General features: G+C 50.5%; 18 protein-coding genes. 17 read left to right on the top strand and 1 reads right to left on the bottom strand.

Translation table 11 applies throughout. The features are described 5' to 3' along the window. Window positions 1-41 precede the first annotated feature (41 nt). From BLQ12_RS05410 to BLQ12_RS05375, 8 genes are all read left to right on the top strand, one after another. Window positions 42-491, top strand: coding sequence for a zinc ribbon domain-containing protein (locus BLQ12_RS05410; protein WP_092209062.1), 450 nt, complete (start codon window positions 42-44; stop codon window positions 489-491). Further along, window positions 481-1,818, top strand: a complete 1,338-nt coding sequence (locus BLQ12_RS05405) for a site-specific DNA-methyltransferase (RefSeq protein ID WP_139163862.1) — start codon at window positions 481-483, stop codon at window positions 1,816-1,818. The genes BLQ12_RS05410 and BLQ12_RS05405 overlap by 11 nt, the downstream gene beginning before the upstream one ends. Beyond that, window positions 1,815-2,582, top strand: coding sequence for a hypothetical protein (locus tag BLQ12_RS05400; RefSeq protein WP_092209059.1), 768 nt, complete (start codon window positions 1,815-1,817; stop codon window positions 2,580-2,582). Before BLQ12_RS05405 ends, BLQ12_RS05400 begins: the two co-directional genes overlap by 4 nt. Then, on the top strand, window positions 2,579-4,507 hold the full coding sequence (locus tag BLQ12_RS05395; protein ID WP_092209057.1) for a terminase gpA endonuclease subunit: 1,929 nt from the start codon (window positions 2,579-2,581) through the stop codon (window positions 4,505-4,507). Before BLQ12_RS05400 ends, BLQ12_RS05395 begins: the two co-directional genes overlap by 4 nt. Window positions 4,508-4,513: 6 nt before the next feature. Then, window positions 4,514-4,708, top strand: coding sequence for a helix-turn-helix transcriptional regulator (locus BLQ12_RS05390; protein WP_092209055.1), 195 nt, complete (start codon window positions 4,514-4,516; stop codon window positions 4,706-4,708). Between the two features lie 214 nt (window positions 4,709-4,922). Continuing rightward, complete coding sequence (locus BLQ12_RS05385; protein ID WP_092209053.1) at window positions 4,923-7,562, top strand: class I SAM-dependent DNA methyltransferase; 2,640 nt, start codon at window positions 4,923-4,925, stop codon at window positions 7,560-7,562. An 18-nt stretch (window positions 7,563-7,580) separates the two neighbouring features. After that, the gene (locus BLQ12_RS05380) at window positions 7,581-9,518 is read left to right on the top strand and encodes a DEAD/DEAH box helicase (protein ID WP_092209051.1); all 1,938 of its coding nucleotides are present in this window, start codon (window positions 7,581-7,583) and stop codon (window positions 9,516-9,518) included. Beyond that, complete coding sequence (locus tag BLQ12_RS05375) at window positions 9,518-10,714, top strand: GIY-YIG nuclease family protein (protein ID WP_092209050.1); 1,197 nt, start codon at window positions 9,518-9,520, stop codon at window positions 10,712-10,714. The genes BLQ12_RS05380 and BLQ12_RS05375 overlap by 1 nt, the downstream gene beginning before the upstream one ends. A gap of 103 nt (window positions 10,715-10,817) precedes the next feature. Here BLQ12_RS05375 and BLQ12_RS26885 read toward each other — a convergent pair whose 3' ends face one another. Beyond that, on the bottom strand, window positions 10,818-11,825 hold the full coding sequence (locus BLQ12_RS26885) for a hypothetical protein (RefSeq protein WP_139163861.1): 1,008 nt from the start codon (window positions 11,823-11,825) through the stop codon (window positions 10,818-10,820). Window positions 11,826-12,074: 249 nt separating this feature from the next. On the opposite strand from BLQ12_RS26885, the gene BLQ12_RS05370 reads away from it, so the two are divergent. The 9 genes from BLQ12_RS05370 to BLQ12_RS05330 all read left to right on the top strand — a co-directional run. Next, the gene (locus BLQ12_RS05370; RefSeq protein WP_092209048.1) at window positions 12,075-12,296 is read left to right on the top strand and encodes a DUF6148 family protein; all 222 of its coding nucleotides are present in this window, start codon (window positions 12,075-12,077) and stop codon (window positions 12,294-12,296) included. Then, window positions 12,293-13,876 carry a phage portal protein gene (locus BLQ12_RS05365; RefSeq protein WP_092209045.1) on the top strand — a complete coding sequence of 528 codons (1,584 nt, stop codon included), beginning with the start codon at window positions 12,293-12,295 and terminating at the stop codon, window positions 13,874-13,876. The genes BLQ12_RS05370 and BLQ12_RS05365 overlap by 4 nt, the downstream gene beginning before the upstream one ends. After that, complete coding sequence (locus tag BLQ12_RS05360) at window positions 13,869-15,101, top strand: S49 family peptidase (RefSeq protein WP_092209043.1); 1,233 nt, start codon at window positions 13,869-13,871, stop codon at window positions 15,099-15,101. Before BLQ12_RS05365 ends, BLQ12_RS05360 begins: the two co-directional genes overlap by 8 nt. A gap of 37 nt (window positions 15,102-15,138) precedes the next feature. Beyond that, the gene (locus BLQ12_RS05355) at window positions 15,139-15,501 is read left to right on the top strand and encodes a head decoration protein (RefSeq protein WP_175469520.1); all 363 of its coding nucleotides are present in this window, start codon (window positions 15,139-15,141) and stop codon (window positions 15,499-15,501) included. A gap of 40 nt (window positions 15,502-15,541) precedes the next feature. Next, the gene (locus BLQ12_RS05350; protein WP_092209038.1) at window positions 15,542-16,546 is read left to right on the top strand and encodes a major capsid protein; all 1,005 of its coding nucleotides are present in this window, start codon (window positions 15,542-15,544) and stop codon (window positions 16,544-16,546) included. A gap of 62 nt (window positions 16,547-16,608) precedes the next feature. After that, window positions 16,609-16,806, top strand: coding sequence for a DUF7210 family protein (locus tag BLQ12_RS05345; RefSeq protein ID WP_092209036.1), 198 nt, complete (start codon window positions 16,609-16,611; stop codon window positions 16,804-16,806). A gap of 50 nt (window positions 16,807-16,856) precedes the next feature. Beyond that, window positions 16,857-17,516, top strand: a complete 660-nt coding sequence (locus tag BLQ12_RS05340; RefSeq protein WP_092209034.1) for a hypothetical protein — start codon at window positions 16,857-16,859, stop codon at window positions 17,514-17,516. After that, window positions 17,513-17,935 carry a DUF5675 family protein gene (locus tag BLQ12_RS05335; protein ID WP_092209031.1) on the top strand — a complete coding sequence of 141 codons (423 nt, stop codon included), beginning with the start codon at window positions 17,513-17,515 and terminating at the stop codon, window positions 17,933-17,935. Before BLQ12_RS05340 ends, BLQ12_RS05335 begins: the two co-directional genes overlap by 4 nt. Next, on the top strand, window positions 17,932-18,362 hold a 431-nt coding region (locus BLQ12_RS05330), incomplete at its 3' end, for a hypothetical protein (protein WP_139163860.1). The genes BLQ12_RS05335 and BLQ12_RS05330, both read left to right, overlap by 4 nt.

Genomic DNA, 18,362 nt, shown 5'->3' with positions numbered 1-18,362 from the left:
CGATAGTTCTTCGCACTTAAATTTTAAAACGAGCTGGAAAAATGGAAACCACTGAAAACACAGCAACGGCTATCAACCCCGGCACACCGGCAACCTTCACGGCAGCAGACGCCCTGGCGGCCTTTGGGCCTGAGTTCCTGGATGCCGGGTTTTGCCAGGACTGGGTTCTGCGGCGGCTTCATCCCGCCGGTGTCTTTTGTCCCGGATGCGGGGCGGCAATCGAAGGTGACAATCGGCTGCAACGTTTCTGGAACGGCCTTCGCCTGACCTGCCCGGCTTGCGGGAAATTCTTTACAGCGCTTACGGGTACGTTTCTGGCCCGGAGTCAACAGAGCTTCACGGAGCTGGTGCTTTTGGCCTTCCTCCTTGAGGCCGGGTTCTCGAACACAGAAACAGCACGGCTCGTCCGGAACCATCCCAATACGGTTCGTATGTGGCGACTGAAGTTTGAAACACTCAAAGAAGTTGAAAGTCTGATTCATGCACATTGAATTTTTAGAAGTCGAGACGCTCGTTCCGTACGTCCGGAACCTGAAGAACCACCCCAAGGGCCAGGTTGAAAAGATCTGCTCTTCCATCGAGACCTTCGGGTTTCGCATCCCGCTCCTGGTGGATGATGACCTGGTTATCATTTCTGGTGAGGGAAGGCTTTTGGCTGCTCAGCAGCTTGGAATGGCCACCGTCCCCTGCATCCGCGTGGCGGACCTGACCCCGGAGCAGATCCAGGCCTTCCGCATTGCGGACAACAAAGTGGCGGAGTCCGATTTCAATCTGGACGAGATCGCCCTGGAGCTGAAGGAACTGGCGGATCTCGACTTTGACCTTGAAGCCACCGGGTTCGACTGCTCGGAGATTGATCACCTCATCGGGGATCTTCTCCTGGAGTCCGGCCAGACGGATCCCGATGCCGTGCCCGAGGTGGACGAGGCTGCGGATTCCCGTTGCCAGGCCGGGGACCTCTGGATTCTGGGGGAGCATCGGCTTCTCTGCGGGGATGCCGTGGAACATGAAGATTTCTTAACGCTCATGGATGGCGAGTCGGCCAACATGGTGTTCACCGATCCACCGTATAACGTGGATTACACAGGCGGCACCGAGAAGAAGTTGAAAATCGAAAACGACAACCTGAACAACCAGAAATTTTATGACCTTCTCTTCGGTGCGTTTACCAACATGTGTGAGCACACCGTTCCTGGTGGCGGCATCTACGTTTGCCATTCGGACGCGGAGTGGAAAAATTTCAGGGAGGCCCTGGCCAACTCCGGCTGGCTCCAGAAGCAGTGCCTCATCTGGGTAAAGAACGGCTTTGTGCTCGGCAGGCAGGATTATCACAGCAGGCATGAGCCCATCCTTTACGGATGGAAGCCGGGCGCGGCCCATCGGTGGTTCGGGGGAAGAAAACAACAGAGCGTCACTGAGAGTGACTCCCTGATGACAATCGAAAAAGAGGAAGACGGCCAGTCCATTTTAACGTTCACGGATGGAATCCAGCACATCGTGGTTCGGGTTCCTGATTATGAGCTTCTTTTCCAGGGGGATGATGCGCTCACCTCCATATGGAACGTTGCCAAACCGCTGAAGAGCAGCGACCACCCCACCATGAAGCCGGTGGCCCTCATCGAACGGGCCATTCGCAACTCATCAAAGCGGGGGGAGATTGTCCTGGATTGCTTCGGCGGCTCCGGTTCAACCCTCATAGCATGTGAACGTACCGGCAGACGATGCCGCACCATGGAACTGGGAACCCATTACTGCCAGGTCATTGTAAAGCGTTGGGAAGAATTCACCGGAAAAAAAGCTGAGGTTGTACGGATTTGACGGAACAAAAAGACACGCGAGATATCAACGACATTGCAGGGGAGCTGAGCGACCGGGATTTCAAGGTGCTGCTTAAAGCAAAGCAGCAGGCCCAGCTCCGGGTGGCGCAGGAGCCCACCGCCGAAAATGTCCGTACCTTAAACCAGATCAACAAAGCTTTGCATGACCTCGGCCAACAGAAAAAAGGGCCGGAAGAGATGTCTACTCCAACACTACCAAACCCGTTAGCCGTGACAGAATATCTGAACGACAAGGGTTGGAAGGTTTCAAAATCAAGTGTCTACGGGCATTTGAAAGAGGGGAAATTAAAAGCGGTGGACGGGGTATTCCACATCAAGGACGTGGAAAAATACGCAGCCCTTCACCTGAAAAGACAGGACGGCACCAGCCCGGCCGAAGAGGCGGGCCAGCTCCAGAAAGAAAAGCTGGAAGCTGAAACCAGAAAGGCAAAAGCCCAGGCCAAGCACTGGGAGATGAAGACCCTGGTGGAGTCCGGCCAGTACATCGACCGGGATCTGTTCAACGGGGAGCTGGCCGCACGGGCCTCCATCTTCCGAAACGACCTGGAAACTTTTTTCAGATCTAAGGCAGGAGAGATGGTTAAGCGGATGGATGGCTGTACGGACAAAACCTCAGATTTGGTGGATTATTGCCTTGATCAGGCGGAGGATTTCTTCGGGCGGTATTCAGAGCCGAAGAAATGGCAGGTTCCACGGGTTGAGATGAAGGAGGATGTTCAAGAGATTGAGGAGGACGAGGCATGACAACGATGGACACAATCACATTTACCGAAGGGGAGCGCCAGATCTTCAAGGCCAAAGAGAAGCTCACCGTTTCTCAGTGGGCAGAAAAATACCGGCGGGTAACCAAGGGGTCGGCACCAGGGCAGTGGACCAATGAGCTCACCCCTTACCTGGTGGAGCCCATGGACGCCTGGAACAGGCCCTGGGTGCAGAAAATCTTTTTGTGCTTTGCCCCGCAGACGGGAAAAACCCAAGTGGCGATCAACTGCATGGAGTATGCGGTGGACCAGGACCCCGGCCCGGCCATGTATGTGATGCCCGATGAAAAGTCCGTCAAGAAGATCAACCGGCGGCAGATCATCCCCTCCCTAAAGGCCTCTCCGAGAACAGCGGATCTTTTGAGCAAAAAGGCGGACGATGTTTCGACCTACTCCATCAGCTTTACCAACGGCATGGACATCCTCATGGCCTGGGCCACCTCTCCTGCCGTGCTGGCCTCAGAGTCCATCCGGTATCTCTTCTTTGATGAGCCGGGAAAGTACCCGGAGTTCTCCGGCAAAGAAGCGGATCCGTTTAGCCTGGGCGAGGTGAGGACCAACGTCTACCCCTTTACCAAGAAGATCCTCTACTTCTCTACCCCTGCTGACCATGACGATGGGTTCGACAGGCTCATGAAGGAGGAAGTGGAGCTCTGGTATTTTTACGAGGCCCTTTGCCCTATTTGCGGGACCTTCCAAAAGATGGAATTCGGAAGCATTCACTGGCCCAAGGGCTCCCAAGCGGATCCGCGAACCGTCGTCAGGAAGAAGTCGGCCCGGTACACCTGCACAAAGTGCGGCATGGATTGGGACGACACCGATCGGGACCGGGCTGTCAAAAACGGGCGATGGGTGCCGGAAAAAGAGATACCCCGGGCTGTCTCCGTGGGCTACCACCTCCCCTCCTGGTACTCACCCTTTGTGAGTTTTTCCGAAGTGGCTGCTGCCTTCCTCAAAGGGCTTAAGGAACCGCGTAAAATGATGGCCTTCGACACCCAGTACAAGGCCGTTTCCCATAAGCCGATTATGTCCACTGCCGATGAAGATGAATTGCTTTCCCATAAGACAGACATCCCACCTGGCCTCGTGCCCAAAGAAGCCATAGCACTCACCTGCGGCATCGACATGCAGAAGAGCAACTTTTATTTTGTGGTCAGGGCCTGGGACAAGGACCTCACCAGTTGGCTCATCCAGTACGGGACCCTCTCCGATTGGGATGCCGTTGAAGATCTTGTCTTTAACACACGGTATCCAGTTCAAGACTCGCAAGAGACCATGGGGATCTTTCGGGCTGCCCTCGATACCGGTGGCGGCATAAACAGCGATGATACTTGGTCCCGAACGGAAGAGGCCTACGAATGGCTGAGGGACAACAGCCGGGGCGTGATTTTTGGGATCAAGGGCTCATCAAAAGGGCAACTTCAAAATGTGCATATGAAGGTCATGGACAAGCTGCCTCGAAGCAGCAAGCCCATCCCAGGAGGCCTGGAGCTTAGATTCTTGGACACACAGAATCTGAAGGAGCTGCTACACGTCCGCCTTGGCAATAAAGAAGCCGATCCTAAAACAGGACGAAAAGCCGACAAGCAAAGATTCTACCTGCATTCCGAGACAGACGTAAACTACGCTAAGCAGTTCCTCGCTGAAGAGAAGCGCCGGGACAAGAAGACCAGAAAGGTGAGCTGGCAACAGATCGGCGGACGAGCGAACCATTTACTGGACTGCGAGGTGTACGCGGCAGCTTGCGCCGATTCGTCCTGGATGCCGAGCATCCGGTTCCTATCAAAGGTCGAAGAAAAGAAAAAAGCCGCCCCCAAACCAAAACCGGCCCCAAAACAAGAGGCCCAGGACGTCCGACAAAGAATCACAGGAAATCGAAACCGGCCCAGTTGGTACAACAAGAGGTAGTGTAAAATGATTGAACGAACGGTGAATGTAATGGAAGCGGCTGAGATGATCCCCTGCTCACGATCTCACGTCTACAAGCTATTGGAGGTTGGTGAGATCGAGGGTTACTATACGGGGAATCGAAGGGGGCTGCGGGTGATTGAGGGAAGTGTGGAGGCGTTTGTGGAGAGGCGGAAGGAGGAGGCTGGGGTGGGGGTTTAGAGGGATGTCTACACGTAGACATTTTTTAAATAACAGCTTGTTCCTCCAGAGGTTATGGCCATTCGAAGGCATTGCAATTATCACAAATTAGGGCTATCAAACACTGGTGTAAAATGAAACCAGCTGCCCTTACCGATGAGGGCTTGGTAAGTCTGACTTATTATGTTTTCGTAAAAAAATCAAAAATATTTATTGGATAAGGCATAGCCGATCTATGAATTTTGAAAAATTAGAAGCTGATATTTTTTCCCTTGTAACGAATCTTGATGAAACAACATTTATTTATGATCTTCTACGGGTATACGGACTGCCGAAAGCATCCATTACCCGTCTAAAGAAGGGTAGTTATAATCTTTCAAAGACATCCGGTGAAATACTCTGGAAAAAAAATATTTTTTTCAAAAAAGAAATCGACAAAGACCTTCACGGACTTATCTATGAGTTAAGAAGTGATTCTTCAATTCTCAGGCATACACCTCGTTTTATAGTCGTAACAAATTTCAAGACGTTGCTGGCTTTAGATACCAAAACTGACGATACACTTGATATTCCGATAATTGACCTTGTAAAACATTGTGATTTTTTTCTTCCGTGGGCAGGAATGGAAAAGGCACAGGTCCAAAGTGAAAACCCGGCAGACATAAAAGCCGCTGAACGAATGGGGCGACTCTATGATGTGATTTTAGAGGATAACCCCACAGAGTACGAAAATGACAGACATGCGTTAAATATTTTTCTTTCTCGTTTGCTGTTTTGTTTTTTTGCGGAAGACACTGGTATTTTCGAGGATGGTCAGTTCATAAATGCTGTGGCCTCTCATACTTCAGAAGATGGTAGTGACTTACAGGATTATCTTCAAAAATTATTTAAGGTGCTAAGTGTTTCCGATCGAAAAGGCTACCCTCACTTTTTGGCAGCGTTTCCATATGTTAATGGTGGGCTTTTCGCTGGTGAGTATCTCGTACCAAAGCTTAGCGTAAAATCGAGGCGTATTATTATTGAGTGCGGTGCGTTAAATTGGAAAGACATCAACCCTGATATTTTCGGTTCCATGATTCAAGCCGTTGTGCATAGTGATCAGCGAGGGGGGCTTGGGATGCACTACACATCGGTGTCGAATGTCATGAAAGTCATTGAACCGTTATTTCTTAATGATCTTTACGATGCATTGGAGAAAGCAGGAACCAGTAAGAAAAAGCTGGAATCCATTTTGGACCGCCTCTACAATTTGCGTATTTTTGATCCTGCGTGTGGTTCAGGCAATTTTTTGATTATCGCTTATAAAGAGCTTTGTAAGCTAGAGATTGAAATATTTAAACGATTAGAAGAAAAACAACTATTATTTCGGTTTGAAGGTAATATCAGGCCATCCCAATTTTACGGGATTGAACTAGATGACTTCGCCCATGAAACTGCGAAGCTCTCACTATGGCTTGCTGAGCACCAAATGAACCTTGCGTTTAAGGATGTGTTTGGTGAAGCTCGGCCAACACTTCCGTTACATGATGGAGGTAATATTGTTTGTGGTAATGCAACTCGGCTGGACTGGGAAGATGTATGCCCAGTGGATGATAATTCCGAAACATATGTTTTAGGAAATCCTCCATACGTGGGATTTAAAATGCAAAATGCATCCCAGAAGTCCGATATGGCGATGGTTTTTGATGGAATAAAAAATTACAAAAAGCTCGATTATATTGCCTGTTGGTTTATGCTTGGCGCGAGATATATCCAAAATAAAAGTGCAAAATTATCTTTTGTGTCAACGAATTCAATTAATCAGGGAGAACAGGTCGAGATTCTTTGGCCAAATCTATTTGATTTGAAAATTGAAATATTTTTTACTTATTTATCATTTAAATGGTCAAATAACGCAAAGAATAATGCCGGTGTTATATGCGTAATTATAGGCCTTAGAAAACCAACCGAGGGAATAAAGCTTATATTTGATGGGGCCGTAAAAAAACAAGTTAAACAAATTAATGCTTATTTAATTGATGGCGAACAAATTTTTGTAAAGAAAAGAAAAACGCCGATTTCTGACTTTCCTAAAATATCGGATGGTAGTGGTGCTTTGGATGGCGGCAATTTAGTGCTGAACGACCAAGAAAAAAATAATTTAATAAAAAAGTACCCTGAATCGAAACAGTTGGTAAGACAATTGATGGGGTCTAGTGACTTCATTAAAGGAAATTTAAAATGGTGTCTATGGATAGAAGACGTAGACTTATCTTTGGCGTTGAGTATTTCAGATATCAAGGAGAGGATAGACAAAGTTCGGTATTGTCGTCAAACAGGTGGCACTCGTGGGCAGAATTGTATTAATACACCTCACCGCTTTGCCTGGATAAATAGACCAAAGAAAAGTCAATTAATTATACCTACTGTCTCTTCGGAAAGACGTTCATATATACCAATTAGTTATATAGATATAGATATAGTTGTTAGTAACTCTGCGAGTGTTGTTCATGATCCTGAGCCCTACCTTTTTGCCATTTTATCTTCCCGTATTCATATGAATTGGGTTCGTGTTGTTGCTGGCCGCCTTAAAACTGATTACCGATATACCTCAGCTCTCTGCTACAATACGTTTCCCTTTCCAGCTATCACAGAGAAGCAAAGAGGTATTCTCGAAGATCATGCGTTTAAAGTTTTAGATGAACGTGAATTATATACTGAAAAAACTATGGCTGAGCTTTATGATCCTGACAAAATGCCCGATGGTTTACGACAAGCTCATCATGAAATGGACCTTGCTGTAGAGAAGTGCTATCGGGCACGTCCCTTTAACAGTGACGATGAACGTTTGGAGTACCTTTTTAGTCTTTATCAGAAAATGACAGATTCCGAATAAATCATAGGGAGCTCCGTAATGCCGAATCTTGTTGATGTTAATTATGCTCAGACGGGCCAGAGTCTTTCTACAAATCATTTGGGAATGCGTGAGATGCAGGAGCGTGCCTTTGCATCGAGAAATGCACAATACCTTCTACTCAAAGCACCTCCTGCATCGGGTAAATCCCGTGCTCTGATGTTTTTGGGGTTGGACAAACTCTACAATCAGGGGCTGACGAAAATCATTGTCGCAGTACCTGAACGTTCAATTGGTGGATCTTTTGGGCGCACGAATCTTACCTTACATGGTTTTTTTGCCGATTGGGAATTTAATTCTGACAACAACCTCTGCACACCAGGTGGTGAGGCGAGCAAGGTTGGGGCCTTTAAAAAATTTATTGATGATTCCAATGAGACGATTTTAATTTGCACCCATGCAACCCTTCGGTTTGCCTTTGAGGCCGTGGATGAAACGGTTTTTGATGACACACTTTTGGCAATTGATGAGTTTCATCATGTTTCTGCAGATGTGGATAACCGGCTGGGTGAAGTGATGCGTTCAATCATGAATAATACCACGGCTCATATCATTGCAATGACGGGTTCGTATTTTCGAGGGGATAGTGTCCCAGTTCTGACGCCCGAGGATGAAGCGAGATTTTCGAAGGTTACCTACAACTACTATGAACAACTTAATGGCTATAGTTATTTAAAAACACTTGGAATTGGTTACCATTTTTACCAAGGGCGGTATTTAAGCGCAATTAAAGAGGTCCTTGATAACGATAAGAAAACCATTTTGTATATACCAAATGTTAACGCCGCAGAGTCAACCAAAGATAAATATAATGAAGTGGACACAATCCTTGATGTGATTGGCAATGTTTCCCACCAAGACCCTGATACTGGAGTGATTTTTGTAAAGCGACATTCCGACGACAAAATGATTAAGATTGCAGATTTGGTTAATGATAACCCTAAAGATCGAGATAAAATTGTCGCGTATTTGCGTCAAATTGAAAACGTTGATGATTTGGACCTGATTATTGCTTTGGGGATGGCAAAAGAAGGGTTTGATTGGCCTTTTTGTGAGCATGCATTGGCAATCGGATATCGTGGTTCGTTAACTGAGATCATCCAGATTATCGGTCGGGCCACAAGGGATAGTAGTAATAAAACTCATGCCCAGTTTACAAATCTCATAGCCCAACCCGATGCAGCTGATGGACAGGTAAAGGTTTCAGTAAATAACATGCTGAAAGCCATTACAGCTTCATTGTTGATGGAGCAGGTGCTTGCACCAAATTTTAAGTTCAAAACAAAACGGTTCGATGGGGATAAAGGCGATGAGGGCACTATAAAAATCAGAGGATTCAAGGAGCCTAGTTCTAAACGGGTCAAAGAGATTGTTGCTTCCGATTTAAACGATCTGAAAGCAGCTATTTTACAGGATCCGACACTGCTTCAAGCATTGCCAGGTGAATTCATTGATCCCGAAGTAATCAACAAGGTTTTGATCCCGAAACTGATACAGACCAAGTACCCTGAACTCAATGCTGAAGAAGTCGAAGAGGTTCGTCAGCACGTTGTTGTGGATTCGGCAATAAAAACAGGAGAGGTTAAGGAGGTTGGTAATCGGCGGTTTGTCCGGATGGCCGGAAAATTTGTCAACATCGAAGAGCTTCATATCGATTTAATTGATAGCATTAACCCTTTCCAAAAAGCTTTTGAAATTCTTTCAAAGTCTGTTACATCAAGCCTTCTTAAAGTTATACAGGAAACGATTAATGCGAACCGTATCGAAATGACAGATGAAGAGGCTGTCATTCTTTATCGTGATAAAATTGGGCCTTTTATGAAACAAAAAGGAAGGGAACCAAACATCCATTCAACAGATCCTCTTGAAAAAAGGATGGCCGAAGCAGTGGTCTACCTGAAACATAAAAAAAGGCAGCAGGCAAGTGGAAAAAGTTAATGATTGATTTTGAAAAAGAGATGGATGCTATTTTACAAGGTGATCCTCTGGGGATATTGCAGATAAAGCCTAAAGTATCTTCTGCAATAACAGCTGATGAACGATTGATTTCCTCATTTGAAGAAATTAACGATTTTATACGTGAACATGGCTGTGAACCAGAAGCGAGCCGAGATATCCGAGAGCGTAGCCTTTATAGCCGCTTAAAAGGACTACGAGAATCCCCAGAGAAGGCCATCTCTCTTAAATCACTTGATACCTTTGGTTTGTTAAGTAGTGTCATTGCAAAGGCTGAGAAAGAGATAAAAACAATAGATGATGTGCTGGGTGATGATGCACTCGGTTTGTTAGGTGGTGATGATACGGTCGGGGTCGATGATTCAGATATCTTTAACCTTCGAAATGTGCCTGAAACCATTGAGATGCCAGATAAGATTGCCAGGCGGAAACGATGCAAAGATTTTGCTGACTTTGAGTCGCTTTTCAAACAGTGCCATGGGGATTTAAAATCAGGGAAAAAAGAGTTTCGGAAGTTCACCGGTGAGCAGCAAATCACGCCAGGTCTTTTTTTTATTCTGAATGGTGTGATGGTGTATGTTTCTGAGGTTGGAAGAAGAGAGATGAAGCGGGGCAAAACCAATGCCCGATTGAGATGTATTTTTGAGAATGGCACCGAGTCCAACATGTTGCTTCGCTCTTTGGCTACAGAACTTTATAAAGATGAAAATGGCCGGAGAGTGGTTGACCCCTATAGTGATCTTTTCACCGAAATAGACCAGGTGAATGAGAGCGATGATGCAACCGGGTATATTTATGTTCTCAAATCTTTAAGTGATGATCCACAAATTAGGGGGGTCGAAAACCTCTACAAAATAGGTTTTTCAAGTCAGCCTGTCGAGAACCGTATCAAGAATGCAGCAAAAGAGCCAACTTATCTGATGGCTGATGTGGCAATAGTCACTGAGTTTCAGACATACAATTTAAATCCTCAAAAAATGGAATTGTTGTTACACACATTTTTTGCCGAAGCGTGTTTGAATCTGGATGTTTTTGATGGTGAAGGAAGGAGATATGCACCGCGTGAGTGGTTTGTCGTCCCATTACATGTCATTGAAACGGCGGCTCAACTTTTGGTCAATGGGGAAATTATCAATTACAGGTATGATAGTTTGAACCATGTGATTGTTGAAAAATAAATGATGTATCTTAAGTGCAAAGAAGGTTCACATCTATATGTTTGATATAGATGTGAAATGTCATTCCAAGTGCTTGTGAGATCCTCCTTTCGCATGTAAAGAATTAATTTTTATATATTTCGGGGTGAGATTTAATAAGTGATTCTATCACTTTATTAAATGTTTGTTGGGTATTTTCGCGTTGACCTAAGGGGGCAGCATCAGGACAATATTGACTAAATCGTTTAAACATTCTTTCATAGTTCCTTTGTTTTACGTGATCTCTCAATAGTACTATTACTACCTCAGCTGTATAAATAGCTTCATCGCGGCTTGAGTGAATCGAGATCGAAGAGGAAATCGCATCAATACTAGCAGCTAAATGAGTTAGGCCTTGTTCGCTTAGTGAGTTCCATGCATAATAAGGTGAATAAATAAGGGTTGAAATTAATGATGCCATATAAAACGCTAATTCTGTATTACTTGTCTCGTTTGTAGGAGAGACAAATCCTTTCAGGTCGTGATACAAATACCATTTATATTCATCAATAATTGAATAATCGAGTGGATTTGTGAGAGGTTGAAAGATATTATGAGGTAAAATTGATGCGTTGTTCTTTTGAGTGGTTGTACCGTTGAAATGCCCTATAGACTCAGCATCAGTAAAAATTCTGCAGCCTTTGCCACTAGCTTCTGCCTTCGCTGCTTTGGTGATAGCTTCGCCTAATATGAATTCACCAAATGACTCTTTATTATTATTTGGAAATATTATTTCACCATAACTTAACCCTCCACGGCACAACACCCCTCCTCTCGTTGTTTTCCACATAAGGTCCGATGCTGCACATAATAATTCCTCAGTATTTTCTGACCATACAAAGGCACAATCTGATAACTGAGAGACACGTATATCATCATATCGATGCTGGATATCTCTAAGGCATTCTCTAAAACGGGTTAATACCCAAGCTGCAATATGTTGGTTTTTACCAGAAAATGTTGCGTTATTTTCAATTGCGTAATTTCCGTTTTTTACACTTATTGAACTTAAATCAATAAGACCTTGGGTCAGTGAGCTCATACCCAATATATCGATAAAAAAAACGCCTGCTTCTTTGGTTTTAAATTTCAAAATAACACTCCTAATAATATAAATTAAAGTTGCAGAGTGGCACTTGCCTTAAACTTTTTCTGCCATTTATAGGATGATAGCAAAGCATAATTCTTATAACTGATCAAGAAAGTAAAAAAACAATACCCCCCTAACCCCACCATCCCCTTTTCTGTAGCTTTCCAAAATAAAGTGTCTTTCTTGTCGTTCTCGTCTTTCTTGTCTTCCTCTTAGCGGACACCCACCATTATCCTATGCCATATTCCCCCCATGGCTATTTTTACTCTACAAGAACTCGACGAACAGATCGCAGCTTTTAAGCTGGCTCTCCAGGCTCTGGCTGTGAATCAGTCTTACAAGTTGGACAGGCGGGAGTTTGTCCGGGCTGACATCGAAGAGATCCGGAAGACCTTGGTGTTTCTGGACCAGGAGCGGAGCAAGCTGCTTTCCGGGGCCGGTCCGAAGTTTGTCACGGGGAGGATCGTTCGATGACTCCTTTATTATATGGGCCGGACAATCGGCCCCTTTCGTCCTCGTCGTCCGTTGCGGCCAATACCTCCTACGGCGTGCATCGGAAGGCGGGGGGCCATTCCGGGACGTTGGCCAACTGGATGACGTTCCGGATGAACCGGGATTCTGAGCCTTATGAGCGCAGCACCATTGCGTCTCGGGCTCAGGACCTGGTGGCCAATGATCCCCATGCGGCCAACATCGTGGACAGCATGGGGGTGAGCGTGGTGGGGACGGGGCTTCGGCCCCAGTCCCGGCCCAATTGGAAGCTGCTGGGGTGGAGTGAAGAGCAGGCAGAAACCTTTCAGACCCAGGCGGAGTGGGCGTTTTCCATTTGGGAGACCGAAGCGGATGCCGCCGGGCGGCTTCCCTTTTGGGCGATTCAGTTTCTTTCGGTTCAGTCCCTGGTGGTGAACGGGGAGTTCCTGCGGATCCCGGTGATGAAAGACAAGCCGGGCCGGACGTTTTCTTTGGCGTTGCAGTGTGTGAACCCCCTTCGGATGTATACGCCCTCGGACTTGACCCAGGACACCAGCATTCGGGACGGGGTGACCCTGGGCGAGTTTGGGGAGCCCTCTTCGTATTGGATAGCCAACCCGGACAACGCCTACACCTCCTACAGCCTTCCCTCGGCCAGCTTCGCCCAGGTGCCTGCCTGGGTGGGGCATCGGCCCGGGGTATTCCACTCCTTTATACAGAAGGAGGATGAGCAGGTGAGGGGGATATCCCTTTTGGCACCGGGGATGAAGTTCTTCCGGGATCTGAACGACTACCTTGATTTTGAGCTGGTGGGCGCCATTGTGGCGGCCAGCTTTCCTGTCTTTATCAAAACCCCCAATGCCGAAGAGTCCGCCCCTCCTTTAAACGGTGATGCCGTTGCCGCCGGTGAGCTGACACGCCACCAGGATGTGGCGGCAGGGACCATGATCTACGGTAACCCCGGCGAAGAACCCCACGTGTTGGAGTCCAAGCGGCCTGGCAACACCTTTCCCGAATTTGTGGAGCGGATCCTCCGGGGCATCGGTGCCACCGTGGGCATGCCCTACGAGGTGGTGGCCAAGGATTTTTCAAAGACCAACTACTCCAGCGCGCGTGCGGCCCTTTTGGAAGCCTGGCGTGTGTTCGGGTTTTACCAGAAGTGGCTGGTGGACAGCTTTTGCCAGAAGGTCTGGGAGATGGTCCTGGAAGAGGCGTGGCTTCGGGGGATGATTACCCTGCCTGCCGGATCCCCGGACTGGTACGAAGCGCGTCACGCTTACACGCGCGCCATGTGGATCCCGCCCGAACGTGATGACGTTGATCCCCTTAAAACCGCCCGGGCCAACCAGATCAACCGCGAGAGCGGGAACGGGACCCTGGCCAAAATTGCCGCACGGCAGGGCATGGACGTGGATTCATACATTGAGCAGCTGGCTCGGGAGAAACGGAAGCTCAAAGCCGCCGGGCTGTTGCCGGAAGAACCCGCGACGCCTGAAACCAAGAAGGACAAGAAGGCCAAGGCCGACGCGGCAGATGCCTTGATTGAAGAGACAGAACAGGAAGAGGAGGCAGCCAATGCCTGAACGACTGCATGGACGGCCCTGGGCCATCACCATGGATGCCTATGAGGCCATTGTGGCCCTGGTGGAATCCGGCAAGATCGATGCCTCCATGTTTGGAGATGCGGACGGGGAGGGCACGGACCTTGAGGTCATCGATTCGGTGGCAGTGATCCGTGTGTCCGGAGTCCTTCAGAAGGAGCGGACCAGGTACTACTTCTGGCTGGAGCGGGAGAGCACCTATGCGCAGATCCGCGAGCAGGTGGAGGCGGCCCTTGGGGACTCTGGGGTGAAGGCGATCTGCTTCAAGGTGGGGTCCCCCGGTGGGGATGTGGACGGGGTGAAAGAGCTTTCCGATTTTCTCCACCGGGCGGCCCTGGAAAAACCCATTTACGCCTACGCAGACGGCCAGATGTGCAGCGCGGCCTATTGGCTTGCCTCGGTGGCAAAAGAGATTGCCGCGCCCTCCACGGCCCAGGTGGGCAGCATCGGGGTTCGGGCCATGCACGTGGACCGGTCCAAGGCCCAGGAGAAGGGCGGATACAAGGTGACGTACCTTACCGCCGGGAAATACAAGGCCATGGGCAACCCTTCGGAGCCCCTGGACGAGGAGTCCACCGCTTACCTGCTGCATCCGTTGAACCAGATCTACACCATTTTTATTGATGACGTCGCCCGGAACCGTGGCGTGTCCACAGACAAAGCCCTCGCCATGGCCGATGGAAAAGTGTTCCTGGCGCAGGAGGCCCTGGATATTGGCCTTATTGATCGCGTGGAGGAGAGCTTTGACACCTTTTTAACCAGAATCAAAGAGAAAGAGGAGGTCTTCGTCATGGAGTACGGAGAGTTTCAGGCAAAACATCCCGATTTGTACACCAAAGCAGTCAGCGAAGGCAGGGAGGCTGCCCAACAAGCCGCCACGGACCAGGTGAAAGCGGAATCCGAGCGGATTATGGGCATCGTCTCTGCCGTCGTGGGCGAAGAGCAGGGCTCAAAACTCACCGCCCTGGTGATCAGTGGGGCCACCGTGGCCCAGATCGAGGCCTTTGGCCAGGTGCTGGGCACGCCCGGGGCAACCACCGAAGAGGAAGAGCCCGGCGAGGACGGCAAAGACAAGGCGAGCCGCCAGGCGATCCTGGACGGGCTTCAGTCGGCGCATTCCGATGGGGTGAGGCCCGAAGCCGGAGCCGACAACCTGACCACCGTGGATGTGGACAAGCAGGCTTCCGCCCTGGCTGCCCTGGTGTAGCCGGAAAACCCCTTTTAAACGTGAGGAGAGAAGAGCGATGCAGCAGATGATTAAGCACGGGGATGTGATCAAGGATCGTGCCTTTTTGGGTGACCATCCCGTTATCACGATGTCCGGCATATTGAAGCAGGGCAGGGCGTATGTGGCCGGTGAGGTTTTGGGGCAGGTGACGGCGGATAAGAAGCTGACCGGGCTGGCCCCGGCGGCATCCGACGGCACCCAGGCGGCCATGGCCATCCTGGCCGGAGACGTGGACGCCACGGCAAGCGATGAGCCGTGCGTCATCGTGGCTCACGCGGAGGCCGTGGCAGAGGGCCTTGTCTGGCCGGAGGGCATCACGGCGGTACAGAAGGCGGCGGCGGTGGCCCAGCTTCAGGCCGTGGGCATTTACGTAAAATAGGCCCCTTTGGGGGCATGGATCATAAGGGATAGAGGAACATATGGAAATTGCATGGAGAGTACTGACACGGGCGGTGGAGCAGCTGAAGACCCCGCCCCGGATGCTTCAGGACCTGATCTTTAAAGAGAGGAACACCAACGAAGCAGACACCATTGACGTGGACATCACGGTGGGGGGCCGGAAGCTGGCCCCCTTTGTGACGGACGTGGAGGGCGGCAAGATTGTGTCCGGGTCTACCCGGTCCCAGCGTTCGGTGAAGACCCCGCGCATCCGTTTGAAGGATCCCCTCACCGCCAAGAAGCTTCGCGGCGAGCGCGGCGCAGGGCAGCCGTTCTATGCCTCCGGGCCGAAGTCGGTGGAGGAAGCGGAGCAGTCCAAAATCATGAAGTCCATGAAGGAGCTGAAGGACAAGGTCCTCACCACCCTGGAGTGGATGTGCGCCCAGGCCCTTACCGGCAAGATCATCGTGGAGCAGGACAACGTGGCCTTTGAGGTGGATTACCAGATCCCCGAGGACCACAAGGTGGTGCTTACCGGCGAATCCAAATGGATGGGTGCCGATGCTGACCCCTTGAACGACATGCAGTCCTGGAACGACATGATCGTGGACAAGCTTGGGCGCGGGGCCGCCATCATGATCTGCGGCACCGAGGCGGCCAAGTGGCTCCGGAAGAAGGTGCCCAAGGATGAGTGGATGGACCGGACAAAGAACGTTCAGGTGGGGGGGCTGGTCTGGGAGATGTCCTCCAACTATATGGGCAACCTGGGCGGCATCGATATCTACCGGTACGGCTCCTCCTTCGACGATGCTTCCGGAGCGGCCCAGAAGCTCATCGAGGCGGACAAGGTCTACATGGTGGCCACCGATGCCCGGATCAGCATCGAGTTCGGCAACATCCTGGACCTGGACGCCAACGTGGTGGGCGAGTTCTTCGCCAAGAACTGGAAAGAGAAAGACCCCTCCGTGCTGTGGAACCTGGTGGAGTCCCGGCCCCTGCCGGTTCTCTGGGAGCCGGAAGCGGTTGTGGAAGCGGACGTTCTGTAAACCCTTTTATCCCATTTACAGGCCTCCGGCAGCGTTGCCGGAGGCCATCAAAGGAGCACTCTGTGGCGAGCAAAAAAATCAAACTCAAAGAAATATCCCTGCTGAAAACCGTGAAGCATGAGGGTGAATACCATCCTCCCGGTGAAGTGATGACAGTACCTGAAGACATTGCAGATGAGCTGATCGATCTGGAAGCGGCGGTACCTGTGATGGCTGTGGCAGCGGTAAAGGAGCGTGAGCTCCTCGACGCGGACGAATAAGGCGGCAACATGTCTACGCGTAGACATTCCCCCGAAAGGGCTTGAACGAGATGGACGCAACAACCTGGAAGGCCCTTGAGGTCTGCTCGAAGATCATGACCAACCACGGCACTTGGGTGGGGCTTGTTACCCTTGCCCTGGGGTTGTTTGCCGGGAACGGCTGGCAGCTTCGGATCCAGGAGCGGCTGAAGAGCAGCTTTCGGAAAGAGCTGTTCGGCAAGATGGAGACGGGCAAGCAGATCAATGACGCCCTGGATGGCCTGCTCATCGATCTGGATTGCGAGCGTGCCACGGTTTTTCAGTACCACAACGGCAACCAGAATGCGGTGGGGGTTCACTTTGACCGGTGCAGCAACACCCATGAGCGCGTCCAGGTGGGGGCCTCGCCCCTCATGACGACCTTGCAGAGCCTGCCCAACTCCTTTTTTGCGAGCTGGAACACCGAGATGATGAAGATGAAGGAGATCCACTGCCCGGACCTTGAGACCGTTCGGGAGCGGGATTTCGGGCTTTACCAGTTCCTGGCGGAGCAGGGTGTCCGCTCCTTTTATCTGGTGGGGATCTTCTCCTTTGACGGGGACCCGGTGGGCTTTGTGGGGATCCACTATTGCAGGCAGCCCCGGGACCTGTCCCCGGCTGAGCTGGACCGGCTTCGGGCCACCTCCCTGAAGATCTGCGGCCTGGTGTTGGCCGGGAAGGGGGATGCGTGAGGCTCTCTCTGCTTCGCACGGAAACCTGCGACCAGGGGACCTTCGGGGTGATCATGGCACCGGACGGCAACGTCTACCGCACCCTGGAGCTGCCCTGGCGGGACAACAGGCCGAATCTCTCCTGCATCCCTGCCGGGATCTATGAGGTGCGGTGGGTGTATTCGCCGAAGTTTCGGTGGTGCTACCAGGTGATGGACGTGCCGGGCCGGACTCACATTAAGATGCATTCGGCCAACTACGGCGGGGACGTGACCCAGGGGTTCCGGACACACCTTCTGGGGTGCGTGGCCCTGGGGATGTACACCGGGACCTTGGGGGACCAAAGGGCGGTGCTCTGCTCCCGCATGGCGGTGTCTGCCTTCAACCGGGCCCTTAAGCGAGAGCCTTTTACACTGACGATCAAGGAGCTTTACAGATGATTGAACTTTTAACGGGCTCGGCCTTTGGGCTTATCGGCTCTGTGGTTACCAACCTTTTCGGCTTGTTCAAGCAGCGGCAGGTGGACAAGCAGGAGGTGACCCTCCGGCGCATCGATCTGGAGGCCATGGACAAGGAGTATGAGTTCCGGGACCGATCGGCCACGCGGGAGGCGGAGACGGCCCTTACCCTGTCGGCGGACGTTTTGATGAAGGAGAGCTTCGGCCACGACGCGGCCAGCTACTCCAAAGGCGTGAAGCCCGGGGCCGTGGGATCCTTCCTCCTGGTGCTGGTGGACTTTATCCGGGGGCTTACCCGGTCCGGTCTCACCATCTACCTGATCTGGCAGGTGCACGCCACCCGCACGGAGGTCCAGGGCGTGCTGGACGGCATCGGGGCTGCGGCCCTGGATGCGGGGACGGCCCTGTC

The sequence above is a fragment of the Desulfoluna spongiiphila genome (assembly GCF_900101345.1).
GTDB classification, from domain to species: domain Bacteria; phylum Desulfobacterota; class Desulfobacteria; order Desulfobacterales; family Desulfolunaceae; genus Desulfoluna; species Desulfoluna spongiiphila.
Note: the sequence above shows the minus strand (reverse complement) of the source record. Positions and strands in the feature narration are given on the sequence as shown.